The following is a 23,670-nucleotide window of genomic DNA, read 5'->3' as shown; positions in this document are numbered from 1 at the left end:
CGCAGTCGATTTTGAGAGGAGGAGGGCAGGGGAGAGTTTTCTTGGCCCCGCCCATGCTCTATCAAATGCGATATGAGCACAGCCAATCCCGATATCGACCGCGTCGTCGACGCGCCCTCCGACAATTTCGTCTATCGCGTCCTGCCGCGATGGCTCTGGCCGCATGCCCAGCTTGCGCGCTGGGATCGCCCGATCGGCTGGCAATTGCTGATGTGGCCGTGTTTCTGGTCCTCGGCTCTGGCTGCCAATGCGCTCGCCGCAGAAGGCCGGTTGAACGTTGGCCTGTTCGTCTTCCACTTGGTGCTCTTTTTCGTCGGTTCGGTCGCCATGCGCGGCGCCGGCTGCACCTATAACGACCTCGTCGACCACGAAATCGACGACAAGGTGGCCCGCACCCGTTCGCGGCCGCTGCCGTCAGGCCGGATCTCGCGGAAAAATGCCAAGATCTTCATGGTGCTGCAGGCGCTGGTCGGCCTCGTCGTGCTGCTCTGCTTCAACACCTTTTCGATCGTGCTCGGCATCCTGTCGCTCGCCATCGTTGCGATCTATCCCTTTGCCAAGCGCTTCACCGATTGGCCGCAATTCTTCCTCGGGCTTGCCTTTTCGTGGGGCGGGCTGATGGGCTGGGCAGGGCTTCACGGCAATCTGTCGCTCGCCGCGATCCTCGTCTATGCGGGGGCTGTGGCCTGGACCATCGGCTACGACACCATCTATGCCCACCAGGACAAGGAAGACGACGCGCTGGTCGGCGTGCGTTCCACCGCGCGCCTGTTTGGCGACGACACCAAGATCTGGCTGGTCGGTCTCTACGGCCTGACGCTCTTCCTTCTGCTCATCGCCTTCATCGTGGCGGGGGCGGCCTGGCCGGCTCTGCTGGGTCTCTTGGCGGCGGGCGCCCTGCTTGGCTGGCAGATCAAGGTGCTCAACATTGATGACGGCGCGCAGTGCCTCAAGCTGTTCAAATCCAACAACCGCGTCGGCCTCATCATCTTTTCCGGCCTCATCCTGGCACTGCCCTTTGCCTGAGGGAGTTGAAGGCGGATTTCCGGTGGTGTCCGATCTGTCCCCCGATGGCACGCTTCATCGGGTAAAACCCTGAAATGCAAGAGGCCCGGATGTTGCCATCCGGGCCTCTGTTTGTCCCAGGTCGGGACAGGATCAGTTGCGGGCGATGATTTCCTTTCCGGAAATCTTCATCGTTACACCCAGCTTGCCGGTCGTGCGGCGCACGAGGAAGCGCGGACGACGCTCGGCGAAATAGGAATGGCGGCGGCGCGGCTGCGTGTCCTTGGCGCGCACTTCACCAATATGTTCTTCCAACGGCCGGGCAATGCCGTCGGCTTCGACCATCAGCATCGGAATGCGGAAGGCGTCTGCCCATCCACGCCAGTCGGCGGCGATGTCGCAGAGGTCGTGTGCGACCAAGAGCGGGATGCACAGTTCCGGATCGTCGTGATGCAGCTCCAGCGTCACGGTGACTTCGCCGTCACCATGGTCGATGGCGCGTGCCGCCACGCCCTTGAAGGCGCGGGCGGGCAGGGCGAAGGAGAGTGGAAGTCCGCTGCCGGCCAGGATCTTGCGCAGCACGGCGCCGCGTTCGTCGATGGTGATCGTCACGTCTCCAGAGGCGCCGCGCAGAGCGTAGGTGACCTGCTGGGGGAACCGCGAGGGATCCAGTCGCAAGGTGGCGCCGGCCCATGCAGGCTTCAAAACGGTGTTCGTCATCTTCATGCTACCCTTGTTTTACCCGAGAGCGCGTCATGTGCTCGTCTGTTCGGGACTTTGCGTCCTCTATGACGCCAAGATAGCCGCGCCTCCTGAGAGACAGCTTAAAAATTGCGGTAAAAAAAACCTTGCGGTCTCAAATGGTTAGTTTTGTCATATCGGGCAGGGTTTCGAAAAAGTGAACTTTCGGCCGCGCTGTTTCAGCCAGAGACAGAAGACGGGGAGGACGGCCGGGATGCCGCCATGCGCGCGATCTGCGAATTCTGCATTTCGATGCGCTTCTTCAGGAATCTATAAAGCTACAGGCAAGGATTGGCGCGCATAATGCGATTTGCGCTCTCTATGTGTCCGTCGAGGAATGCCCCATGGTATCCACTTATCTCAGCTACAATCTGGTCACGCGTGACCTGAAGGGAAGCCTCGACCGGGTTGCCGCGGACAGTACGGTCACGCGTCAGACCCAGCATTTCAAAGACAACATCGGCAAGGTCAAAACCGTCGACGAGTTTCTCGACGACTATCAGCTTTATTCCTATGCGATGAAGGCCCATGGTCTCGAAGAGATGACCTATGCCAAGGCCTTTATGAAGAAGGTTCTTGAGAGTGACCTCAACGATGAGAAGAGTTTTGCCAACAAGCTGAGCGACGACCGCTATCGCAATTTTGCCGCCGCCTTCCAGTTTACCGCGCCAAAGGCGGACGGCCAGACGGATGCCCAGCAGACGAAGCTGCTCGCCCGTTACGACCAGGCTCTGGCCGCCGAGAGCGACAAGCTTGAGACGGAAACCAAATATTACGAAAAGCAAATCGACACGATTTCGAGCGCGCAGGGCCTGATGGGGAATTCCCGGCTGCTCAACTATGCCTTGAGCGCCTATGGCATCGATGGTCCGTATTACAGCAAGGAGCACATCCTCAAGGTGCTGACCAGCGACGTCAGCGACCCGGACAGCTATGTCAACCAGCTGGTGGCCAACAAGGGCAAGGACGCCGCCGGCTTCCTCAGAATGGCGTCTGCCTTCAACTTCAACGCCGACGGCAGCCTGTCGGCCGCGACGGCCCAGACCGCCGCGCAGAAAGAAAACACGGTCGCGCTCTATATCGACGAAGAGCAGACCTATGTGAGCAACTATTACCTTGAGCGCGAGAAGGCCTACTACACCTCGAAGATTGCAAGCGTCACCTCTGTCGCTGACATCACCTCAGACAGCCGCCTGTTCAATTATGTGAAGACGGCTTTCCAGCTTGAGGGCACGGTCACCTCGACCGTCTTCAAGAATATCGTCACCAGCGATCTGTCCGTGGACGGCAATTTTGCCTCCACCGGCGGCGATGCGTGGGTGGCCGTCGCGCAGAAGTTCAACTTCGACACCAATGGTGATGTGAAGGCCGGCCAGCCGGCCCAGGGCAGCACACAGCTCGCCTCGACCAATGCCGGTTTTGCCACCTTTTATGATGATGTCGATCAGACGAAGAAGAACGCTCTGACCAGTGCCTACAAGTCCGGCATGGCCAAGGTCACCAAAGTCGATGAGCTGCTGAACAATGCCTCGATGAAGCTGCTCCTGCAGCGGGCCTTCGGCATCGAAGCCGGCGAGTTTAGCAATGCGGATCTGCGAAAGGCGCTGACCAGCGACTTCACCGATCCCGCAAGTTTTGCCAACAAGTCCCGCGACGAGCGGTTGATCGCAATGTCCAAGCTCTTCAATTTCGATAGCAAGGGAAATGTCGACGACCCGTTGCAGGCCCACAGCGCCTTTGCAGCCACTTTGATTTCCAAGGAATATATCGTCAACAAGGCGCGTTTCCTGGAAGGCAACCAGCTGAAGGCTGCCAAGGAGGCTGCCGGCAAGGAAGCGGCTTACTATCAGGACAAGATCCAGGGCGTGGAGACCGTGCAGGATCTCTTGGCCGACCGCCGTATCATCGATGTCGTCCTGGGCGCCTATGGCTTCGATCCGAAGAAGGTCACGGACGACTTCCTCAAGAAGGCCTTTGCCTCCGACCTCAGCGACCGCAAGAGCTTCGTCAATCAGCAGGCGGACAAGAAATGGGCAGAGCTGGTCGGATCCTTCAACTTCGATGGTGACGGCAAGCTGACACGCAAAACCCTGGGAACCGTCCAGCAGCGCGGCGAAACGCTTGAAACCATCAATCTCTTCATGCGCCAGACGCTGGAAGAGAATGAAGGCCAGAGCAGCGAGGCGGTGCGTCTCGCCCTGTATTTCCAGCGCACGGCTCCCACAATCACCAGTGCCTACGACATTGTTGCCGACACGGCGCTTGCGGAAGTTTTCCGCACGACCTTCGGCTTCTCGGAGGACTTCACCAAGATGAAGGTCGAATCCCAGGCGAAGGTGATCAAATCCAAACTCGATCTGGCGGATCTGCAGGATCCGAAGAAACTGCAGCGCCTGATCGAGCGCTACACAGCCATGTACGACTCGGCAAACGCGAAAATCGATTCACCAGCTGTCAGCATCCTCTCCGGCGGAAACGGGACAATCTCCGGAGACCTGCTGCTTAGTATCGCGCAGTTAAAGGCTTGAAGGTTTAGAGAAGCCCGCCTCGCATCTTGAAGGCGGGTTTCTTTTTGGCTATCGATATATCCGAAAGAATATATCGAAATGGAGCCTGCCATGCGCACCCTGCTGAAATCCGCCGCTCTCGCCCTCCTGGTCTTTGCGTCAACAAGCCTTTCCGGGCCGAATCTGGGCATCGTAACCGCCGCCGAGCCGGTAACGGTCTTTGCCGCCGCGAGCCTCAAGGAAAGCGCCGAAAAGATCGCCGCCGACTGGAAGGCCGAAACCGGCAACGAGGTGCGGCTCTCCTTTGCCGGAAGCTCGGCGCTCGCCAAGCAGATCGAGGAAGGGGCGCCGGCAGATGTGTTCATTTCGGCCGATCTCAAATGGATGGATCACCTCGAAAAGGCCGGCAAGATCAAAGCCGACACCCGGATCAACCTGCTCGGCAACCGTATCGTGCTTGTTGCACCGAAGGATTCGGCGGCAACCACGACCATCGGCGACAATTTCCCGCTGGCAACGCTTCTGGGCGATGGCCGCCTCGCCATGGCCAATGTCGAGGCGGTGCCCGCCGGCACCTATGGCAAGGCGGCCCTGGAAAAGCTCGGCGTCTGGGCAAGCGTCAAGGATAAGGTCGCCCAGGCTGAGAATGTCCGTGCGGCTCTTCTCCTCGTTTCGCGCGGCGAAGCCCCGCTCGGCATCGTTTACGAGACGGATGCCAAGGTCGATCCGGGCGTGAAAATTCTCGACCGTTTCCCCGAAGCGAGCCATCCGGCCATCGTCTATCCGGCAGCCCTGACCACCGATGGCAGCAACCCCGAGTCTGCGGCCTTCCTCGCTTACTTGCAGGGCGCCAAGGCCCATGCCATCTTCACCGCCGCCGGTTTCACGGTGCTTGCCAAGACCAACTGAAGCCAGACGGACCGACCGCAACTGATCCAGCATCCGGGATGCCCCTTTTGACCCTGACGGCCGAAGAATGGACCGCGATGCTCCTGAGCCTGAAGGTCGCGGCCTTTGCCGTGGTCTTCTCTCTGCCCTTGGGGCTGCTCGTCGCCTGGTTGCTCTCGCGCAAGCAGTTCTGGGGCAAGGCGCTGCTCAACGGCCTCGTCCATCTGCCGCTGATCCTGCCGCCGGTTGTGACCGGTTATCTGCTGCTGACCACCTTCGGCCGCAAGGGGACAGTCGGTGCCTTCCTTGAGCAGGCTTTCGGCTTGGTCTTCTCCTTCCGCTGGACGGGGGCCGCCCTTGCCGCCGCCGTCATGGGCTTTCCGCTGCTGGTCCGGTCGATCCGCCTGTCGCTCGACGCCGTCGACCGAAGGCTGGAAGCGGCCGCCGCAACGCTTGGCGCGCCGCCGCATTACGTCTTCTGCACCGTCACCCTGCCTCTCGTCCTGCCCGGTATCGCCGCCGGAGCCATTCTCGCCTTTGCCAAATCCATGGGCGAGTTCGGCGCGACGATTACCTTCGTCTCGAACATTCCCGGCGAAACACAGACTCTGGCCTCGGCCATCTACACCTATACCCAGGTGCCCGGTGGTGACGTCGCGGCCATGCGCCTGACCCTGATCTCGATCGTGCTGTCGCTCGGCGCGCTCATCGCGTCCGAGTTCCTGTCGCGCCGCATCGCCGCCCGCGTCGGAGCCGCCTGATGCTGGAACTTGCCATTCGCCACCGCCAGGGAGACTTCACGCTGGAGACCGATCTGACACTGGGCGAGGGCTTGACGGCCTTCTTCGGTGCCTCCGGCTCCGGCAAGACGACGCTGATCAATATCGTGGCGGGATTGGTCCGCCCGCAGGAGGGACGCATCGTCTTCCATGGCGAAACCTGGAGCGACGGGTCCATCTTCCTGCCACCGCATCGCCGCCGCATCGGTTACGTTTTCCAGGAAGGCCGGCTCTTCCCGCATATGACCGTGCTGCAGAACCTGCGTTACGGCGAACGTCTGCTGCCGCAAGCCGAGCGCCGCGAGGATCTCGATCGCATCGCCGCACTCCTTGGCATCGCCGACCTTCTCGCCCGTCGACCGGCCCACCTTTCCGGTGGAGAAAAGCAGCGCGTGGCCCTTGGCCGTGCATTGATGGCAAGCCCCAAGCTTCTGCTGATGGATGAGCCGCTGTCAGCGCTGGACACAAGCCTGAAGGCGCAGATCCTGCCCTATATCGAACGCATCCGTGACGAATTCGGCGTGCCGATCCTTTATGTCAGTCATTCCGTCGAGGAAGTGGCAAGGCTCGCGACAGCGGTCGTGACTTTCGACAAGGGCAGGGTAACGCCCGTTGGTCGACCCGACCAGGCGCTGGCAACCGTGCCGCGAGCCTCCGGCGAGCTTCCTGCAGGGAATTTCATCGAGGCGGTGATTACCGCACACCACGAAGAGGATGGCCTCACCGAAGCCCTCTCGGCCGCCGGGCCGCTATTCCTGCGCCGCGCCCCTTTGAGGTTTGGCAGCCGCGTCCGGCTCTTTGTGCCGGTGTCCGACATCGTCGTCTCCATCGAGCCGGTTAGCGGGCTCTCCGCCCTCAATCGGCTCTCTGGTCGTATCCGGCAGGTGGGGGAAGCGACTGGCGCGAGCGCCACGCTCACCGTTGACTGCAATGGTCTCACAGTGGTTGCGGAAGTCACCCGGCGCTCCCTGCGCCAGCTGGAGCTGCAGCCTGGAAAGCCGGTGCATCTGCTGTTCAAGACGGTATCGATCGCGTCCGAAGCTCTGTTTCGTCAGGCCCACGCCTGAGGACTGCGGCCCAATCTCATCCTTCGTCCTTGGCCTTGCCGTCCCCAGCGATGAAATCGGTCGATTGCATGCTTTCAAGCCAATCCAGATCCGCCGCCAATGCTTTGCGGCTCTCCCCATCCATCCGCCGGCAGGCAGCCAGCAAGGTTTCGCCGAACGGTGTCAGCCCCGCGCCGCCGCCGCTTTTTCCCCCATGTCGGGTGAAGATTGACGGCTCGCGGAACATCCGGTTGATCTCGTCCGCCAACAACCAGGCCCGCCGATAGGACATGCCCATCGCAGCGCCTGCCGCCCGGATCGACCCATGCTCGACGATCAGAGCCAGCAGCTGCGCCTTGCCCGGCCCCAGCCGTGCGCCGTTGGCGAGATCGATCCGGAGCGAAAGGTGCGGGGCGCCGGTCATGCTGTCAGCCGATCACCTTGCCGGGGTTCATGATGCCGGCCGGGTCGAAGGCCTGCTTGATCCGCCGCATCAGGTCGGTTTCGATCGCCGGGCGGCTTGCCGCAAGCTCGTCCCGCTTCAGCTGGCCGACGCCGTGCTCGGCCGAGATCGAGCCGGTGTGCTTGTGAACGACGGCATGCACCACGGCATTCACCTCGCGCCAGCGGGCGATGAACGCCGCCTTGTCGGCGCCGACGGGCTGGCTGATGTTGTAATGGATATTGCCGTCGCCGAGATGGCCGAAAGCGCAGATGCGCGCATCCGGCATCAGCGCATGCACAGCCGCATCCGCTTCCGCCAGAAACGCGGGAATGCGCGAGACCGGAACGGAGACATCATGCTTGATCGAGCCGCCCTCGGGCTTCTGCGCATCCGACATGCTCTCGCGCAGATGCCAGAAGGCATCCTGCTGGGCGATCGAACTGGCAATCGCCGCATCCGCAATCAGGCCGGCCTCGAAGGCATCCGCCAGCAGTTCCTGCATCATCGCCCCGGCGGTTTCTTCCGAGTCCGAGGTCGAGATGTCGACGAGGGCGTACCAGGGATGCGCTGAGGCCAGCGGATCGCGCACACCGGGAATGTGTTTCGTGGTGAACTCGATACCGATGCGCGGCATCAGTTCGAAGCCGGTCAGAGCCGTCCCGCAGCGCTGCGAAGCCTTTTCGAACAACTTGAGCGCGGCCTCAGGCGAGGCAAGCCCGACATAGGCCACCTGCCGCCCGCGCGGCCGTGGCACCATCTTCAGCACCGCCCCGGTGATCACCCCCAGCGTGCCTTCCGCGCCGATAAAGAGATCGCGCAGGTCATAGCCGCTGTTATCCTTCTTGAGCCTGCGCAAGCCATCCCAGATTTCCCCTGAAGGCAGCACCACTTCCAGCCCGAGGCAGAGCTGGCGCATGTTCCCATAGGCGAGCACCGCCGTTCCGCCCGCATTCGTCGCCAGATTGCCGCCGATCCGGCAGGATCCTTCGGAGCCGAGCGACAGCGGGAAGAGCCTGCCATGAGCCTCCGCCGCCTTCTGCACATCGGCAAGGATGGCACCGCCATCGGCAACGATCACGTCGGCAACGGGATCGACCTCGCGGATCTTGTTCATCCGCTCCAGCGACAGCAGCACGTCCTGGCTGTCTTCGCGCGGCACCTGGCCGCCAACGAGACCCGTTCGACCGCTGACAGGCACGATCGCCGTGCCCGTTTCGGAGGCGAGCTTGAGGATGGCTGAGACCTCGGCCGTCGATCCGGGCTTCAGCACAAGCGGCGAGGCGCCGTGGTAAAGCCCGCGATTTTCGGTGAGGTACGGCCGGATGTCATCGGGGGCAGTCAGCGCATTGGCTTCGCCGACGATGTCGACAAAGGCCCGCAGGCGCTCGGCAAGGCTCATGGTCACGGTCATGTCTGTTATTCCTCCGTGCCGCGCGGCGCAGCCGCCCGCGTCAGCCGGTCATTGATCGCTTCCCCGAGACCGTCATCCGGGATCGGTGCCACCGCGATACCCGTGGCGCCGCTCGCATCTGCGCGCTTGAGAAAGTCGAAGAGGTTGCTGGCGGCTTCGGCAAGGTCGCCACGCGGGCTGAGGTTGAACACCGCCTTCGCATCCGCTGCGCCGGCAATATCGCCGTTGCCGAAGGCGATCAAAGCCTCGCCCGGTGCCACCGCTGCCGCATTCAGCCGAACGGAGGCATTGGGGGCATAATGCGAGGCGAGCATGCCCGGCGCTTCGATCGCGGCCGTCCCGGTTGCCTTCGGGCGAATGACCTTCCGGCCGATCACCGCCTCGATTACCTCGACGGCAACGCCACCCGGCCGCAGCAGGCGGGCTTCACCGTCCTCGACCTTGACGATGGTCGATTCCACGCCGACAGGGCAGGCGCCGCCATCGACGATGACCTCGATCTTCGCGCCGAGATCGGCCTCCACATGCTGAGCGGTCGTCGGGCTGACCCGCCCGGAGGAATTGGCGCTGGGGGCTGCAAGCGGTCGCCCGAAACTGCGGATGAGCGCTGACGTGAAGCCGACGGGCACACGGATCCCGACCGTGTCGAGCCCGGCCGTCGCCAGCGGATGAATGCCTGAATCCTCCTTCAGCGGCAGCACCAGCGTCAGGGGCCCGGGCCAGAAAGCCTCGGCAAGCCTTCGCGAAATCGGATCGAACACCGCATGGCGCTCCGCCATGGGAAGATCCGCCATATGGCAGATCAGCGGGTTGAAGCGCGGCCGTCCCTTGGTCTCATAGATCGAGGTGATCGCTGCCGGATTGGTCGCGTCTGCGGCGAGGCCGTAAACGGTCTCGGTGGGTATGGCGACCGGGCGGCCCGCGCCAAGCACCGCAATGCTGGCCGCAATCGCCGCCTCCGCTCCGCCGTCGTCACCTGTCGAGATCACCCGCGCCATCGCGCCCGCCCTGCCAGTTTCAAAACCCGTGCATAGCCCGGACGGGGTTGCGTGATCAAACCTCTTTTTGTGATCGGAACCACGGAAAATCACACCCTTTAATTCAAGGGGGTATTTGAATGGTTCAAATTTTAAATAGCGGCGTAACCGAAAGAAAGAAGTCTTCTGCTTATTCTAATCTCAGCGACAAGATTGCCTCCAGATCCGGGACGTATGAGATGCAGCAAATGAAGAACCCAGCGGCCAGCATCGCGCTTCGCGTGGCGACCGCCATGCACCAGATGGGCATTGATGGCCTTCCGCGCAATTACGAGCTCGTCTATGAGGCCTATTCGGGCAGCAATCCGGAGCTGGTTCGCGACTTCATCGCGCTTGGCAAGGTCAAGACCCAGGAAGCGCTTGACGAGCTTGGCCGCAAATATCTGCCCCACCAGCATGAAGACGGGTTGCTGAGCCGCCAGAACGGTCAGGTTCGCGCCGAAATGAGCAATTTCATCTCGCTTCTCAACGAGGAGAAGATCTCCCTCACCGATTACGGCCGCGTCATTGGCCACGCCTCCCGCACCATCCTGACAGAGGCGGATCTCGAAGGCACCCCGCTTGGCCAGTCGATCAAGATGCTGAAGGCGGCAACCGAGAAGCGCGCGCACCAGAACAGCAATGTCGTGCGCGCCGTCGTCGACAAGACCGCTGCCCTTGCCGATCTCCAGCGCGAGGCGGAAGAGGCCGAAGCAGCCAAATTCGTCGATCCGTTGACCGGGCTCGCAAGCCGCCGCGCCTTCAACAAGGCGGTCGCGAAGATCTATTCCAATCCCGAAATGCCCGTCCTCTGCGGCGTCGCCGTCGGCGAGATCGACGAGTATGCGCGAATCCAGGAACAGATGGGTCCGACCGTCGCCGAACGCCTGCTGATGCAGGTTGGCAAGGTTCTCGAAGCCGTCTCCGGCGGTGGCGACCTCGCCTGCCGCTTCGATGGCGGTCGCTTCGGCCTGCTGCTCTACACCTCGGATCAGGATGAGATCAGCCGCGTCGTGGACCTCGTGCGCGGCAAGCTGAAGGCCAGCGCCCTCGTCGGTTCGAATGGCGGCCGCAGCTTGGGTCAGCTGTCGATGTCCTTCGGCATCTGCTTCTCCGAGCAGGCCCCGAATGCCTTCGACTTTACCAACTTTGCGGAAAAGGCGCTCGCCACATCCAAGGCGGCCGGCGGCGATACCGTCACCGTCTACGGCGCATCGGATTACGTCTCGAAGGATTGGCTGCTCTACAAGAAGAAGCCGGTTGGCGGCTTCGGGGCGTGATCGCGCTCAAAGCTTCCTGATGATCTTGCGAAGCTCGGCGTCCCGTGCGCCGAGCAGCAGCACGTTGCGGAGCGCTTCCTTGGGGTCATGGGTGCGAAACAGCAAGCCGTTGTCGCGGATCGAACGGTCGATCGACATGCTCTTCGCCTCCGCTTCCGGCTTCATCGCCACCGCGAAATACATCCGCGAATAGTTCTGCCGGATACGCTCGAAGAAGGCTTCGTTCTCGCCGATCTCGGCGAAGAAGTTCGCGATGTAAAAGGCCCAGCGCACATCGGCATAGTGCGCAAAGTTCGTTCGCGCCGCCGTCACATGACAGTAACCCAGATGCGGGCTGTCGGCCAATGTACGGTGGAAGATGATCTTGGGAAACTGGATCGAGCGATGGAAGGAATTGATCCTCGTATGGGTCGTGTCGGCGGCTGCTTCCAGCCGTTTGCCGGTCCGCTCGGCCACTTCCTCGTAGGTCAGATAGCGTTTCTGCTCCGGCACCCAGTCGTCGCGATGGCGCGAGATCCGTCCGGTTCGCAGGAATTCGGTATGCGCCGCCTTGCCGGGAAGCCCTGTCTTGTCGGTCTTGGATGCCGCGAAATATCTCAGTTTCTGCATGGTAACGCTCTGACGGTGCCCGGCTTCATGTCTTGAGCTTACCGCAGCATGGTTAATCATCATTTGCCGGTATTCTGCAGCACAGAGGTTTCCCGAGGCTTGCCGCAACGCAAATCTTCGGAACTTCCTTGGATCGCTTGTTTGCGCCATTGCCGAGATCGGAAATTCTTCCCCGTTGCTGCAGTTTTCGGAAATATAAAGAGAATTCGCCTTTCTTCTGTGTGTGGTGGCAAACGCGTCGATGTCGCAAACGATTTCTGTCGTGTCGTTTCGCAGTGCAGCGCCGCCTTCGCCCTTGTGATTAGATGATCGGACGCTCGAGGTGCTGCCCAGCTAGGGAGGGCAGGAAATCGGGAAGCCGGTCGAAATCCGGCGCTGCCCCCGCAACGGTGGTGGAGAATGCGTTTCGGCACAAAGCCACTGGGGGAAACCCTGGGAAGGCGCCAGCGCGGTCCGTCAATGGACCACTCCTCAGCCCGGAAACCAGCCTCGGGAAATGTACATCAGGGTCGCGGCGGGCGGCCGGAGATAGTTGTGTTCTGCCCCATCCCGATGGGCGGATCCCTGCTGCGCTCCTCGTCTGCCGATTTAGGAAAACGAGGACGACATGGACCTGCAGACCAAGGCATTGCGCCAGCTGAAGAACCGCCGCGAGGGCTTCAGCCTCGAACAGCCCTTCTATATCGATCAGGATTACTTCAAGCTCGACATGGAGACGATCTGGTATCGCGACTGGCTGTTCATGGGCCATGACTGCGAGATCCCGCGTGCCGGCAACTACTTCACCGTCCAGGTCGGCGATTATCCCGTCGTCATCGTGCGCGGCAAGGACCAGGTCATCCGCGCCTTCCACAACACCTGCCGCCATCGCGGCCACCGTGTCTGCACCCAGGACAAGGGCGCATCTGCCAAGCTCGTCTGTCCCTATCACCAGTGGACCTATGATCTCGACGGCTCCCTGGTCTTCGCCCGCCAGATGGGCGAGAATTTCGACAAGGCCGATTTCGGCCTGAAGACGGTCCATTGCGAAACCGTGGCCGGCTACATCTTCATCTGCCTCGCCAACGAAGCCCCGGATTTCGCCCCCGTCCGCGCCTCGATCGAACCCTACATGGCGCCGCATCGCCTGTCGGAAGCCAAGGTCGCGCACAAGACCACGATCATCGAAAAGGGCAACTGGAAGCTCGTCTGGGAAAACAACCGCGAATGCTACCACTGCGCCGGCAACCATCCGGAACTCTGCCGCACCTATCCGGAAGCCCCGACGGCAACCGGCGTGCAGGGCGCCAAGGATGACCCCTTCATCGCCGAACACTGGGCGCGCTGCGAGGCCGCCGGCCTGCCCTCCGAATTCAAGATGGACCCGTCAGGCCAGTTCCGCGTCGCCCGCATGCCGCTGATCCAGGATGCCGAAAGCTATACCATGTCGGGCAAGCGCGCGGTGAAGAAGCCGCTCTCCGGCGACGTGCAGATCAGCCATATCGGCACCATGCTGCTCTTCCATTACCCGACCACCTGGAACCATATCCTCGGCGACCACGCGATCTCCTTCCGCGTGCTGCCGATCTCGGCCGAGGAAACGGCTGTGACCACCACCTGGCTGGTTCACAAGGATGCGGTTGAAGGCGTCGATTACGACCTCGACGAACTCACCCATGTCTGGACCATGACCAACGACCAGGACCGCTCTATCGTCGAGGAAAATGCCTTCGGCATTCGCTCGCCAGCCTATGAGCCCGGTCCCTATTCGGTCGATCACGAAGGCGGCGTCATGCAGTTCGTCGAATGGTATTCGAACTTCATGATCGAGCGTCTGCAGGGCGACAAGGCCCGCCTGTCGGCGGTGGCGTAAAGATGAACATCGCGGTCAATCCCTACCGTCACGTCGATGAGATGCATCCCTGGTCCGACCGGGAGCATCTGCTCGAATGTGTTGCCGTCACGCCGGAAGCCCCCGACGTGATGACCTTCACCTTCAAGCCGAACAAGCCGGGTCTCTGGTTCCGTTACCAGCCCGGCCAGTTCGTCACGCTGGAGATCCCGGCCGAGCCTGAGCCGGTGATGCGCACCTATACGCTCTCCTCCAGCCCCTCGCGCCCTTATACGGTTGCGGTCACGGTGAAGGCGCAGGCCGAAAGCATCGGCACGCGCTGGATGTTCGACAACCTGAAGCCTGGCATGGCGCTGAAGGCGTTTGGCCCGCTCGGCGATTTTTCCTATGCCCGCCATCCGGGCAAGAAATACCTCTTCGTCTCGGCCGGGTCCGGCATTACGCCGATGATGTCGATGACCCGTGACCTCAGCGACCGGGCCCCGGACAGCGACATCACGTTCCTGAACTGCGCCCGTTCGCCTGACGACATCATCTTCCGCTGGGAGCTGGAAGCCAAGGCGCGCGACATGCCGAACTTCCAGCTCGGCTTCATCATCGAGCAGCTCGGCCGCGGTCAGCTCTGGTCGGGCCTGAAGGGCCGCATCGACAAGGCCAAGATCGCGCTGCTGGCGCCAGACTTCCTCGAACGCACCGTCTTCTGCTGCGGCCCGGCCCCCTTCATGGCAACCGTGCGCGAGGCGCTTGAGGGCGCTGGCTTCGACATGAGGAATTATCATGAAGAGGCCTTCCAGCCGGTCAAGCCTGAGCCGCTGGTGGTGGTCGCCGATCATGCCGATGGCGAGCAGCCGACCAAGGTCAAGTTCGCCATGTCCGGCAAGGACGGCCTCTGCGCCCCCGGCCACACGGTTCTCCAGGCGGCCCGCGCCGCCGGCGTGCGCATTGGTGCGGCCTGCGAATCCGGCCTCTGCGGCACCTGCAAGGTGATGAAGATCTCCGGCGAGGTCGAGATGGACCACAATGGCGGCATCCTCGACGACGAGATCGACGAAGGTTACATCCTCGCCTGCTGCTCACGGCCGAAGGGCGACATCGAGATTGAGGCCTGAGCGCTCAGTCCCGACATCGTGTGTGTGTGAAAAGGGGGCAAGTCCGGATCGGATTTGCCCTCTTTTCGTTGCAGACATGCCCCGCGCAGTCACACCCGCTTGCGGGCGCTTCAGAGCCCGATTAGCCTTGCCTCAAGGAGACTGCCCGGCCGCTGATCGCGGTCAGGCCAGCCCCAGCCATGAAGGTGGGGGGCTTGTGGGGCATTGCCAAAGGGGGGATCACGCATGAAGCTTGTTTCTGTTCTCGCGGCCTTGTGCCTGTCATTCACCGGTCTGGCGGAGTCCGGCAGCAAGGCTGAGGCCGGCGGCATCGAAATCCGCATCTACGAGCGCCATACCAGCTACCGCCAATATGAGCGTTTCACGGTCATGTCGCGCCCATATGGTATCAGGCCTTATGGCCACAGGCTCCACCGACCAGGTTATGTCTATCATAACGGGCTCTGGTTTTCGCCCGGCTCCATGCGCGCCGGGGTCATCATTGATGTGCCGATCCCGCGCCGTCACATCGTCGGCTATGGCGGCGGTCTCAACCCGCGCCACTACAGCTGGTGCGCCGATCGTTACCGCTCCTATCATTGGCGCAGCAACAGCTTCCAGCCGTATCACGGCCCGCGCCAGCAGTGTTACTCGCCCTATGGCTGAGGCCTCTCAGGGAACAAAACACGCCTCCCGTCGTTAACCGGCACTTGCGCGTCGGAGCGGTCACAGAACCGTTGCGCGCGAAGCGCGAGCCATGAACGGCATGTTAATTCTGAGTTCAGGCTGGCCCCGTTAACCTTTCTTTCACGGTCGAGGACCGGGGCATGCCCCGCTCCCGACGACCAGAAGAAACATGCAGGGAGAAACATCATGAAGCGTGCATTGAAGACGACGGCCGTCGCGGCTCTCGCATCGATCCTTGCTGTGACCAGCATGATCCCCGCCCAGGCGCAGGTCATCCGCCCGGCAGCACCGATCACCACGACGACGGATGCCAGCAATGTCCAGTACATCGATGGCGGCATCCGCATCTACCGAGATCGCCGTTATGATCGTCGTGACCGCTACGAGCGTTATGAGCGCTATAACCGCTACGAAAGTTCACGCTATTGGAACGGCCATCGTGGCTATCGTGAGCGCCGCTCGGGTTACCGTTATCACAATGGCTATTGGTACCCGCTCGCAGCCTTCGCGGCTGGCGCTATCATCGGCGGTGCGATTGCCAACCAGCCGCGCGCCGTGCCGCGGGCCGGCAATATCAACCCGCAGCACTATCAGTGGTGCCAGAACCGCTATCGTTCGTACGACAGCTATTCGAACACCTTCCAGCCGTATAACGGCCCGCGCCAGCAGTGCCTGTCGCCTTATTATTGATCGTCTCGGGCGGCAAAATCCGCCCGGTTCGCCCCTCTTGAAAGCCGTCCGCAGCCTCACGCTGCGGGCGGCTTTTTCTATGGCATTTCCGCGACTTTCCTAACGCCGCCGGAGCCGCATTAACCATTTGTTAACCAAATCGGCGCTACTCCTTTCATCAACGATTTGTTTACGTAGATGACCAAAGTGCTAACCGAACCACGCTCCATCCGCATCAAGGGTAGATCCTTCCTGGCCGTCGTCCTGACGCCGGATCTGCCGTTCGACGATTGGCTCGTCCGGCTCGATGATCTTGCGGCCCGCTCGGCCGGCTTCTTTCTCGGTCGTCCCGTCGTCCTCGACGTGTCGGACCTGGAAATCGACCGGCCGCAGCTGAAGGCGCTGATCGCAGGGCTCGCCAGCCGCAATGTCTCGATCATGGGCGTCGAGGGCGGTCGCCCGTCGCTGGTCGAGCCGGGCATGCCGCCGATGCTGAAGGGTGGCAAGCCGGCCGCCGATTACGAAGTGCCGCGATCCGAGACACCGGAACCGGCGAGCGGAAACAGCGCCGAAGCGGCGGCGAACCCGCCGGTGGAACAGGCCCCGCCGCAGGTGGTGGTCCAGCAGAGCCAGATCTCGGCGCCCTCGCTGATCGTGCGGGAAACGGTGCGGTCCGGTCAGTCGGTGATCTACACCCAGGGCGACGTGACCGTCATCGGTTCGGTGCAGTCAGGTGCCGAAGTGATCGCCGGAGGCTCGGTGCATATTTATGGCGCATTGCGTGGCAGAGCGCTCGCCGGATGCGTTGGCAATGCCGACGCAAGGATCTTCTGTCGTAAGTTCGAATCCGAACTGGTGGCAATCGACGGTGTCTACGCGATGACCGACGATATGGATCCGGAACTGAAAGGGCATCCAGTTCAGCTTTGGCTGGAGGGGGATGCAATCATGACAGAAAGAATGACGTGAACGTGAGCGGGGATAGACAGGAGAACCACATGGGCAAGGTGATAGTCGTGACATCCGGCAAGGGCGGGGTCGGCAAGACCACGTCGACGGCCGCTCTCGGTGCAGCGCTGGCGCAGCGCAATGAAAAGGTCGTCGTCGTCGATTTTGACGTGGGCCTTCGCAATCTCGATCTGGTGATGGGCGCCGAGCGCCGCGTCGTCTACGATCTGGTCAATGTCATCCAGGGCGATGCCAAGCTGCCCCAGGCGCTGATCCGCGACAAGCGGCTGGAAACGCTCTTCCTGCTGCCCGCCTCGCAGACCCGCGACAAGGACAACCTGACCGCCGAAGGCGTCGAGCAGGTCATCACCGAGCTGAAGAAGTATTTCGACTGGATCATCTGCGACAGCCCGGCCGGCATCGAACGCGGCGCGACGCTTGCCATGCGCCATGCCGACATGGCCGTTGTCGTCACCAACCCGGAAGTCTCCTCGGTGCGTGACTCGGACCGCATCATCGGTCTGCTGGATTCCAAGACGCTGAAGGCCGAGCGCGGCGAGCGTATGGAAAAGCACCTGCTGCTGACCCGTTACGACGCCAACCGCGCCCAGCGTGGCGACATGCTGAAGGTCGATGACGTGCTGGAGATCCTCTCGATCCCGCTGCTCGGCATCATCCCGGAAAGCATGGACGTTCTGCGCGCCTCCAACATCGGCGCTCCGGTGACGCTGGCTGACGCCCGCAGTGCGCCGGCTCTCGCCTACTTCGACGCCGCCCGCCGTCTGGCTGGCGAAAACGTCCCGATCACCATCCCTGGCGAGAAGCGTGGCCTCCTCGACAAGATCTTCGCGCGGAGGGCCGCATGAGCATTTTCTCCCTGTTCCGCAAGCAGCGTTCCGCCCCGATGGCGCGCGAGCGACTGCAGGTCCTGCTCGCCCATGAACGGGCGTCGCTGGAAAGCGATCTGGTGGCCGTCCTGCGTGAGGAAATCCTCGCTGTGATCGCCAAACATGTCGAATTCGACCGCGACAAGGTCGAGATCAAGATGGACCGCGACGGCGACGTCTCGATCCTTGAGATCGACGTCGAAATCCCGCTCAACGCCCAGCGCCTCGCCGCCTGAGCGGAGACCGAAACGCCCACCCATAGAAAAGGCCGCCACCGGAACTCCGGTTGGCGGCCTTCTCGTTTGCTGTGCTGTCGTTAAACGCGTGGGGCAGGGCGGCAGTGCCGCCTTGCCTCTGACCCGGTATCAGCCGATCCGGGCGTTGTCGTTCTTCTTGATCGCAACGATCGTCGAGCGCGGCAGCTTGCCTTCACCATCCGGGAACGGCGCATCGGGATGCTGGATGCCGACGAAATGCGTGCGCTTGTCGGCCGACCAGGTCTGGCCGGTGACTTCGGCACCCTTCGGTGCCGTGAGGAAGCGCTCGATGCGGCCGGTGACCGGGTCGCCCGCCAGCATCTGGTTGTTGCCCTGGCCGGCAAAGTCGCCTTCGTTCGAATCTTCGCCATCGGTCTGGATCCACAGCAGACCGGTCGAATCGAACATCATGCCGTCAGGCGAGTTGAACATGTTGCCTTCGTTGATGTTCGACGAACCGGCATAGGGCCCGTCCTTGTGCACGGCGGGATTGCCCGCCATCAGGAACAGGTCCCACTTGAACTTGCCATCGGCATGGTCGTCATTCTCCGGATACCAGCGTACGATCTGGCCGTATTCATTGGCCTCGCGCGGGTTGACGGCATTGAGTGCCATCACGTCACCGCCGGCATTGGTCTTCATCTTGCCGTCTTTGAGAACAGCGCGATTGCTGTTGTTGGTCAGGCAGCAATAGGCTTCGATGGCAACCGGGTTGGTGGCGACCCATTCCGGGCGGTCCATGGTGGTTGCGCCGACCTTGGAAGCGGCCTGGCGGGTGAAGACGCAGATCTCGTCCATCTTCATGCCGGTCGTCTCTTCCGTCAGCGCCAGCCATTCGCCGGTGCCCTCGTCGGAGAACTTCGCAACGAAAAGCGTGCCTTCGTCGAGCAGCTTGGAGGTGTCTCCGCCCGGGACGTAGATGCCGTTGGAGACATATTTGTAGAGGAACTCGCCGCGCTCGTCGTCACCCATATAGACGACGACGCGACCGTCACGGGCAACCACCACTGCGGCGTTCTCATGCTTGATGCGGCCAAGCGCCGTGCGCTTGATCGGCGTCGAGGAGGCGTCCGACGGATCGATCTCGACAACGTAACCGGCGCGACGCGGCTCGTTCGGGTTCTTCGATACGTCGAAACGCTCGTCGAACAGTTCATAGCCGTAGCGGGTCTCGGCCACGATGCCGTAGCGCTTGTAGTCGTCGGGCAGCTTGAAGTCGGCTGTGATGGTGCCGAAATAGCCGTTGAAATTCTCTTCGCAGGTCAGATAGGTGCCCCACGGCGTCTTGCCGGCGCCGCAATTGTTGAAGGTCCCGAGACAGTCGACGCCATTGGGATCGGCAGCCGTTTTCACAAGATCAGAACCTGCAGCCGGGCCAGAGAGCTTCATTGGCGTATTGTGGTGAATACGGCGATTGAACTTGCTGTCGACGACGATCTGCCAGCCCTTTTCGCCTTCGGCCACTTCCATGACGGTCACGCCCTGCATGTGCTGCAGGATCTTTACGTCGTCGAGGCTCTTCGGCATGCCCTTTTCATTGTGGGGCAGGTTGGTCTCGTTGTTCACATATTCATGGTTGACGGCGATCACCTGGGCGCTGCCAATCACGAACAGCTCCATGCCGTCGGTGTTTTCGCCGAACACCTTGTCGGAATTCTCCAGCGACACACCATTCATCGGGTCGATGTCGGAGGCGGTCGAGAACAGCGGCTGGCCCCACTTGGCGAGCGGCTCCCAGCGATAGCCTTCCGGCACATGCACGGTGTTGTCGGTGGAGACAGGCACCGGCTTGAACGGGAAGCGCGAGCCGGCGTCCTGCGCCTGGGCCGAGGTCGAGCTCATCAGGTTGCCGAGCGTGCCCATGGCGGCAGCGGCAGATCCAAGTGCCAGCACACCGCCGAGGAAACCACGGCGGGAAACGGCGCGCTCGACGACGCGGTCGAAATCGGTGACGGCCGGCGGCGGATTGTGCAGCTCGTCCCATTCGTCCCAGGAGAGATGATTGGTGTTGGTCTCGGTCATGGCAGTGCCTCCTTTGGGTTGAAGTCCACCCCCGACTAGCCAGCCTGGGTAACAGTCATGTGACGAATCTCCGTCCGAAAACGCCCTGTGCGACGTGCGCGGGGGCGGGCGGTCGCCCGGGTTTGCCGGAATTGTCCCGACAAATGCTTGGACTGCCTTGCCTTTGCCATTCACTCCGGAGCCGTCAAGAATGGTGCGGCGGTGGTCGCTCACGCAAGTTTGTCTATGCCTTGACCCGCCTTCATCCGGAGGCGCAGGCCGGCAGCGGATGGGGCGAGCTGGCGCTTCCAAAAGATTTGACGTTTACGTAAAAATCAATTAGCCATTTGAGAGAATGAGCCGCGCCTCCTGGGTGGAGAATTGGCGCGGCCACGAGCATACGCCAGTTGGAGGAGCACGTCATGTACAAGGCGCCCGTAGAAGAGATCGCGTTCACCCTCAAGCATGTCGCAGGCCTCTCGAAAGCCATCGACGACGGCAGACTGGGTGACCTGAGCGACGATCTCGTCGACGCGATCCTGACGGAAGCCGGCCGCTTTGCCTCGGACGAGGTCGCTCCGCTCGCCGAGATCGGCGACAAGCAGGGCGCCCGCATGGTCGACGGCAAGGTCGTCGTGCCCGAGGGTTGGGACACGCTTTACCGTGCCTGGGCCGAAGGTGGCTGGAACTCGCTGACGGCATCGGAGGATTTCGGCGGGCAGGGGCTTCCGCATATGCTGAATGTCGCAGCACTCGAGATGTGGAATTCTGGCTCCATGGGCTTTGCCCTTGGTCCGACGCTGACCATGGGGGCCGTCGATGCCGTCACCGCCCACGGCTCGGAAGAGCTGAAGGCAAAATACCTGCCCAAGATGGTCTCCGGCGAGTGGACCGGCACGATGAACCTCACCGAGCCTCATGCCGGCTCGGATCTCGGCGTGATGAAATCCCGCGCAGAACGCCGCGATGACGGCACCTACCGCATCTTCGGCCAGAAGATCTTCATCACCTGGGGCGAACACGAGATCACCGAGAACATCATCCATCTCGTCCTCGCCCGTCTCCCCGATGCCCCCGCCGGAACCCGCGGCATCTCGCTCTTCCTCGTGCCGAAATATCTCGTCAACGATGACGGCTCGATCGGCGCCCGCAACGATCTTCACTGCCATTCCCTGGAGCACAAGCTCGGCATCCACGGCTCGCCGACCTGCACCATGATCTATGGCGACGGCAAGTATGGTGATGAAGCCGGTGCCATCGGCTGGCTGATCGGCGAGGAGAACAAGGGCCTCGCCTGCATGTTCACCATGATGAACAATGCCCGACTCGCCGTCGGCATGCAGGGCGTCGCCATCTGCGAGGCCGCCACCCAGAAGGCCGTGCAATACGCCAAGGACCGCACGCAAGGGAAGGCTCCGGGCTGGATCGGCTCCGGCATGTCGCCGATCATTGAGCATCCGGACGTCGCCCGCATGCTTGTGACGATGAAGGCGCTGACCCAAGGCTCGCGCGCCATCTGCTATGTCTGCGCCCACGCCACCGACATGAGCCATCATGCAGACGGCGATGAGGCCCGCCACTGGGCCGAACGCGCCGCCCTGCTCACCCCGATTGCCAAGTCCTTCGCCACCGATGCCGGCGTCGATGTCGCCTCGCTCGGCATCCAGACCCATGGCGGCATGGGCTTCATCGAGGAAACCGGCGCTGCCCGCTACTGGCGCGACAGCCGCATCGCGCCGATCTATGAGGGCACCAACGGCATCCAGGCCGCCGACCTCGTGACCCGCAAGCTGCCGCTGTCGAACGGCAATCATGTGCGTGGCTACATCACCGAGCTGAAGCAGGTGGTAAACGCCGTGCGCGCCTCCAATCTCGAAGGGTTCGGCGAGACTGCCGCCCGTCTGGACGCCAGCCTCTCCGACCTCGAAGACGCCACCGAATGGCTGCTCTCGCAGCTGGCGAGCGGCAATGCCTCCGCCGCACTCGCAGGTGCCACGCCCTACCAGCGCCTCTTCGGCCTTGCCTTGACGGGTGTCTACCTCGCCAAGGGCGCATTGGCGGATGAGGACCACGGCCGCGACAACCGCCTGGCGCTCTGCCGCTTCGCCGCCGAAAACCTGATCGCCGAGACTGCGGCGCTCAAGGACCGCGTCGTCAATGGCGCCGCGAGCCTGGAAGCGGCGCGCGCACTGTTTGCATAAGCTCCCACCTCCCCCTTGAGGGGGGAGGTCGCCGCAAAGCGGCGGGTGGGGGTGACCCTGCCAAAACCAGCATATGTCGTTGTTCACCCCACCCCGGAGCTGCGCTCCGACCCTCCCCCTCAAGGGGAGGGTGGGGACCACCCGAGGAAGCTGAGATGACCGACCACATTGAGATCACCCGCCCAGAAGCCCATCCCGGCGTCCTCGTCCTGCGCTTCAACCGCCCGGACAAGAAGAACGCCATCACGCAGTCCATGTACCAGAAGCTGACCGCAGGCCTGCTGGAGGGCGAGCAGGACGATACGATCCGCGCCATCGCCTTCCTCGGCACCGAAGGCTGTTTCTCCGCCGGCAATGACATGGCCGATTTCTTAGGCTTCGCCATGGCCGGCGCCGTCGGCGAACCCGCCGCCTTCGGCCTCTTGAAGGCGCTCACCGAAGTCACCAAGCCGCTTGTGTCAGGCGTCGATGGTCTGGCGATCGGCATCGGCACGACGCTGCACATGCATTGCGACCTGACGGTTGCCTCCGACCGCAGTCTGTTCAAGACGCCCTTCGTCGATCTGGCGCTGGTCCCGGAAGCCGCCTCCAGCCTGATCGCACCGCGCATCATGGGCCACCAGCGCGCCTTTGCCATGCTCGCCGCCAGCGAAGGTTTCTCCGCCGAACAGGCCCGCGAGGCCGGTCTCATCTGGAAGGTCGTGTCGCCGGGAGAGGTTGAGGCCGAGACGCTGAAGATCGCCTCCTCGCTCGCGTCCAAGCCGCCGGCCGCGATGAAGATCGCCCGCGCCCTCATCAAGGGCAGCGCCGATGAGGTGCGCACGCGCATGCAGGAAGAGCTCGTCCATTTCGTCGCCCAGCTGAAAAGCGCCGAAGCCCGCGCCGCCTTCGAAGCCTTCATGAAGGGGCGGTAAGGGCCGGGTTCAGGTCGCGACGGTCATCTCGAGCCGGCAATTCAGCCTCTGTTCAGGCTTTTCGGCCTAGGGTCGGCAACCATTGCCCGCATCGGGCGTTCCTTGCCCAATCTGTTGCTATTCGAGGTTCCCATGTTGCGTGTGTTTTGTGTCGCAATCGGCCTGATGATGGCCACTCTCTCCGCCCATGCCGGCCCCGTTCCGGCGGTGTCCGGACCGACGGCCAAGGCCGCCGTGGTCTTCGTTGACAGCAACGACGACAACGACATCCTCCAGAGTGAATCAAAGCGTCCGCGTCAGCCCTATGTCCGGCCGCAGCGTTACGTCTGCGTCGTCGACCAGTCCGATATGATCGGTGGCACCGGCCAGGCGCAGTGCCCGGCAAGGCCCGGTCGCGTTGGCGGTAGCTGCCGCTGCGCCAACGTCACCGGCTCGGGAACGCTCTATACCTATTGAGCAG

At 62.3% G+C, this 23,670-nt stretch carries 22 protein-coding genes and 1 riboswitch; of the genes, 16 read left to right on the top strand and 6 right to left on the bottom strand.

What is annotated here, in order from left to right:
• Positions 1–72: 72 nt before the first annotated feature.
• The gene (ubiA, locus tag DMY87_RS02475; protein ID WP_110789687.1) at positions 73–1,026 is read left to right on the top strand and encodes a 4-hydroxybenzoate octaprenyltransferase; all 954 of its coding nucleotides are present in this window, start codon (positions 73–75) and stop codon (positions 1,024–1,026) included.
• Positions 1,027–1,158: 132 nt separating this feature from the next.
• Here ubiA and DMY87_RS02470 read toward each other — a convergent pair whose 3' ends face one another.
• Complete coding sequence (locus DMY87_RS02470) at positions 1,159–1,725, bottom strand: DUF6101 family protein (RefSeq protein WP_110790346.1); 567 nt, start codon at positions 1,723–1,725, stop codon at positions 1,159–1,161.
• Between the two features lie 365 nt (positions 1,726–2,090).
• On the opposite strand from DMY87_RS02470, the gene DMY87_RS02465 reads away from it, so the two are divergent.
• From DMY87_RS02465 to modC, 4 genes are all read left to right on the top strand, one after another.
• Positions 2,091–4,274, top strand: coding sequence for a DUF1217 domain-containing protein (locus DMY87_RS02465; RefSeq protein ID WP_110789686.1), 2,184 nt, complete (start codon positions 2,091–2,093; stop codon positions 4,272–4,274).
• A 90-nt stretch (positions 4,275–4,364) separates the two neighbouring features.
• Positions 4,365–5,162: a molybdate ABC transporter substrate-binding protein gene (modA, locus tag DMY87_RS02460; RefSeq protein WP_110789685.1), complete on the top strand. Its 798-nt coding sequence runs from the start codon at positions 4,365–4,367 to the stop codon at positions 5,160–5,162.
• 38 nt (positions 5,163–5,200) lie between these two features.
• A complete protein-coding gene (gene modB / locus DMY87_RS02455) occupies positions 5,201–5,902 on the top strand; it encodes a molybdate ABC transporter permease subunit (RefSeq protein ID WP_110789684.1) in 702 nt (233 codons plus the stop codon).
• Positions 5,902–6,987: a molybdenum ABC transporter ATP-binding protein gene (modC, locus tag DMY87_RS02450; protein ID WP_110789683.1), complete on the top strand. Its 1,086-nt coding sequence runs from the start codon at positions 5,902–5,904 to the stop codon at positions 6,985–6,987. Before modB ends, modC begins: the two co-directional genes overlap by 1 nt.
• A gap of 16 nt (positions 6,988–7,003) precedes the next feature.
• Here the strand turns inward: modC and DMY87_RS02445 are convergent, their stop codons facing one another.
• Genes DMY87_RS02445 through DMY87_RS02435 form a run of 3 tightly spaced genes read right to left on the bottom strand, consistent with a single transcriptional unit; the run spans position 7,004 to position 9,820 of the window.
• A complete protein-coding gene (locus DMY87_RS02445; protein WP_110789682.1) occupies positions 7,004–7,390 on the bottom strand; it encodes a winged helix-turn-helix domain-containing protein in 387 nt (128 codons plus the stop codon).
• Between the two features lie 4 nt (positions 7,391–7,394).
• On the bottom strand, positions 7,395–8,822 hold the full coding sequence (locus tag DMY87_RS02440; RefSeq protein WP_110789681.1) for an FAD-binding oxidoreductase: 1,428 nt from the start codon (positions 8,820–8,822) through the stop codon (positions 7,395–7,397).
• A gap of 5 nt (positions 8,823–8,827) precedes the next feature.
• Entirely contained in the window at positions 8,828–9,820 is a 993-nt protein-coding gene (locus tag DMY87_RS02435; RefSeq protein ID WP_110789680.1) for an L-threonylcarbamoyladenylate synthase, read from the bottom strand.
• A gap of 227 nt (positions 9,821–10,047) precedes the next feature.
• Between DMY87_RS02435 and DMY87_RS02430 the strand changes: the two genes are divergently transcribed.
• Positions 10,048–11,118 (top strand): GGDEF domain-containing protein, encoded by a 1,071-nt coding sequence (locus tag DMY87_RS02430; RefSeq protein WP_245408807.1) that lies wholly within the window; start codon positions 10,048–10,050, stop codon positions 11,116–11,118.
• A 6-nt stretch (positions 11,119–11,124) separates the two neighbouring features.
• Here the strand turns inward: DMY87_RS02430 and DMY87_RS02425 are convergent, their stop codons facing one another.
• A complete protein-coding gene (locus tag DMY87_RS02425; RefSeq protein WP_110789678.1) occupies positions 11,125–11,727 on the bottom strand; it encodes a DUF6656 family protein in 603 nt (200 codons plus the stop codon).
• Between the two features lie 303 nt (positions 11,728–12,030).
• Positions 12,031–12,233, top strand: a riboswitch (cobalamin riboswitch).
• A 101-nt stretch (positions 12,234–12,334) separates the two neighbouring features.
• On the opposite strand from DMY87_RS02425, the gene DMY87_RS02420 reads away from it, so the two are divergent.
• The 7 genes from DMY87_RS02420 (at position 12,335) to minE (ending at position 18,073) form a co-directional block, all read left to right on the top strand.
• Positions 12,335–13,579 (top strand): aromatic ring-hydroxylating oxygenase subunit alpha, encoded by a 1,245-nt coding sequence (locus DMY87_RS02420; protein ID WP_110789677.1) that lies wholly within the window; start codon positions 12,335–12,337, stop codon positions 13,577–13,579.
• Positions 13,580–13,581: 2 nt separating this feature from the next.
• The gene (locus DMY87_RS02415; protein WP_110789676.1) at positions 13,582–14,667 is read left to right on the top strand and encodes an FAD-binding oxidoreductase; all 1,086 of its coding nucleotides are present in this window, start codon (positions 13,582–13,584) and stop codon (positions 14,665–14,667) included.
• Between the two features lie 225 nt (positions 14,668–14,892).
• Entirely contained in the window at positions 14,893–15,312 is a 420-nt protein-coding gene (locus tag DMY87_RS02410) for a BA14K family protein (protein ID WP_110789675.1), read from the top strand.
• 207 nt (positions 15,313–15,519) lie between these two features.
• The gene (locus tag DMY87_RS02405) at positions 15,520–16,023 is read left to right on the top strand and encodes a BA14K family protein (protein ID WP_110789674.1); all 504 of its coding nucleotides are present in this window, start codon (positions 15,520–15,522) and stop codon (positions 16,021–16,023) included.
• Positions 16,024–16,200: 177 nt separating this feature from the next.
• Positions 16,201–16,971 (top strand): septum site-determining protein MinC, encoded by a 771-nt coding sequence (minC, locus tag DMY87_RS02400; protein ID WP_110789673.1) that lies wholly within the window; start codon positions 16,201–16,203, stop codon positions 16,969–16,971.
• Between the two features lie 29 nt (positions 16,972–17,000).
• Entirely contained in the window at positions 17,001–17,816 is an 816-nt protein-coding gene (gene minD / locus DMY87_RS02395; protein ID WP_110789672.1) for a septum site-determining protein MinD, read from the top strand.
• Positions 17,813–18,073 (top strand): cell division topological specificity factor MinE, encoded by a 261-nt coding sequence (gene minE, locus DMY87_RS02390; protein WP_062275848.1) that lies wholly within the window; start codon positions 17,813–17,815, stop codon positions 18,071–18,073. Before minD ends, minE begins: the two co-directional genes overlap by 4 nt.
• A 129-nt stretch (positions 18,074–18,202) precedes the next feature.
• On the opposite strand, the gene DMY87_RS02385 is transcribed toward minE, so the two are convergent.
• Positions 18,203–20,116: a PhoX family protein gene (locus DMY87_RS02385; protein ID WP_110789671.1), complete on the bottom strand. Its 1,914-nt coding sequence runs from the start codon at positions 20,114–20,116 to the stop codon at positions 18,203–18,205.
• Between the two features lie 401 nt (positions 20,117–20,517).
• Between DMY87_RS02385 and DMY87_RS02380 the strand changes: the two genes are divergently transcribed.
• From DMY87_RS02380 to DMY87_RS02370, 3 genes are all read left to right on the top strand, one after another.
• Positions 20,518–22,296 (top strand): acyl-CoA dehydrogenase family protein, encoded by a 1,779-nt coding sequence (locus DMY87_RS02380; RefSeq protein WP_110789670.1) that lies wholly within the window; start codon positions 20,518–20,520, stop codon positions 22,294–22,296.
• Between the two features lie 155 nt (positions 22,297–22,451).
• Positions 22,452–23,210 carry a crotonase/enoyl-CoA hydratase family protein gene (locus tag DMY87_RS02375; protein ID WP_110789669.1) on the top strand — a complete coding sequence of 253 codons (759 nt, stop codon included), beginning with the start codon at positions 22,452–22,454 and terminating at the stop codon, positions 23,208–23,210.
• Between the two features lie 132 nt (positions 23,211–23,342).
• Complete coding sequence (locus tag DMY87_RS02370) at positions 23,343–23,666, top strand: hypothetical protein (RefSeq protein ID WP_110789668.1); 324 nt, start codon at positions 23,343–23,345, stop codon at positions 23,664–23,666.
• Positions 23,667–23,670: the final 4 nt, after the last annotated feature.

Origin of the sequence: Peteryoungia wuzhouensis, assembly GCF_003205195.1 — a bacterium.
GTDB classification, from domain to species: Bacteria; Pseudomonadota; Alphaproteobacteria; order Rhizobiales; family Rhizobiaceae; genus Allorhizobium; species Allorhizobium wuzhouense.
Note: the sequence above shows the minus strand (reverse complement) of the source record. Positions and strands in the feature narration are given on the sequence as shown.

Excerpts from the sequence above, each read along its gene's own strand:
- ubiA (WP_110789687.1), top strand. The coding sequence starts at position 73 with ATGAGCACAGCCAATCCCGATATCGACCGCGTCGTCGACGCGCCCTCC.
- DMY87_RS02470 (WP_110790346.1), bottom strand. The coding sequence starts at position 1,725 with ATGACGAACACCGTTTTGAAGCCTGCATGGGCCGGCGCCACCTTGCGA.
- DMY87_RS02465 (WP_110789686.1), top strand. The coding sequence starts at position 2,091 with ATGGTATCCACTTATCTCAGCTACAATCTGGTCACGCGTGACCTGAAG.
- modA (WP_110789685.1), top strand. The coding sequence starts at position 4,365 with ATGCGCACCCTGCTGAAATCCGCCGCTCTCGCCCTCCTGGTCTTTGCG.
- modB (WP_110789684.1), top strand. The coding sequence starts at position 5,201 with ATGCCCCTTTTGACCCTGACGGCCGAAGAATGGACCGCGATGCTCCTG.
- modC (WP_110789683.1), top strand. The coding sequence starts at position 5,902 with ATGCTGGAACTTGCCATTCGCCACCGCCAGGGAGACTTCACGCTGGAG.
- DMY87_RS02445 (WP_110789682.1), bottom strand. The coding sequence starts at position 7,390 with ATGACCGGCGCCCCGCACCTTTCGCTCCGGATCGATCTCGCCAACGGC.
- DMY87_RS02440 (WP_110789681.1), bottom strand. The coding sequence starts at position 8,822 with ATGACCGTGACCATGAGCCTTGCCGAGCGCCTGCGGGCCTTTGTCGAC.
- DMY87_RS02435 (WP_110789680.1), bottom strand. The coding sequence starts at position 9,820 with ATGGCGCGGGTGATCTCGACAGGTGACGACGGCGGAGCGGAGGCGGCG.
- DMY87_RS02430 (WP_245408807.1), top strand. The coding sequence starts at position 10,048 with ATGAAGAACCCAGCGGCCAGCATCGCGCTTCGCGTGGCGACCGCCATG.
- DMY87_RS02425 (WP_110789678.1), bottom strand. The coding sequence starts at position 11,727 with ATGCAGAAACTGAGATATTTCGCGGCATCCAAGACCGACAAGACAGGG.
- DMY87_RS02420 (WP_110789677.1), top strand. The coding sequence starts at position 12,335 with ATGGACCTGCAGACCAAGGCATTGCGCCAGCTGAAGAACCGCCGCGAG.
- DMY87_RS02415 (WP_110789676.1), top strand. The coding sequence starts at position 13,582 with ATGAACATCGCGGTCAATCCCTACCGTCACGTCGATGAGATGCATCCC.
- DMY87_RS02410 (WP_110789675.1), top strand. The coding sequence starts at position 14,893 with ATGAAGCTTGTTTCTGTTCTCGCGGCCTTGTGCCTGTCATTCACCGGT.
- DMY87_RS02405 (WP_110789674.1), top strand. The coding sequence starts at position 15,520 with ATGAAGCGTGCATTGAAGACGACGGCCGTCGCGGCTCTCGCATCGATC.
- minC (WP_110789673.1), top strand. The coding sequence starts at position 16,201 with ATGACCAAAGTGCTAACCGAACCACGCTCCATCCGCATCAAGGGTAGA.
- minD (WP_110789672.1), top strand. The coding sequence starts at position 17,001 with ATGGGCAAGGTGATAGTCGTGACATCCGGCAAGGGCGGGGTCGGCAAG.
- minE (WP_062275848.1), top strand. The coding sequence starts at position 17,813 with ATGAGCATTTTCTCCCTGTTCCGCAAGCAGCGTTCCGCCCCGATGGCG.
- DMY87_RS02385 (WP_110789671.1), bottom strand. The coding sequence starts at position 20,116 with ATGACCGAGACCAACACCAATCATCTCTCCTGGGACGAATGGGACGAG.
- DMY87_RS02380 (WP_110789670.1), top strand. The coding sequence starts at position 20,518 with ATGTACAAGGCGCCCGTAGAAGAGATCGCGTTCACCCTCAAGCATGTC.
- DMY87_RS02375 (WP_110789669.1), top strand. The coding sequence starts at position 22,452 with ATGACCGACCACATTGAGATCACCCGCCCAGAAGCCCATCCCGGCGTC.
- DMY87_RS02370 (WP_110789668.1), top strand. The coding sequence starts at position 23,343 with ATGTTGCGTGTGTTTTGTGTCGCAATCGGCCTGATGATGGCCACTCTC.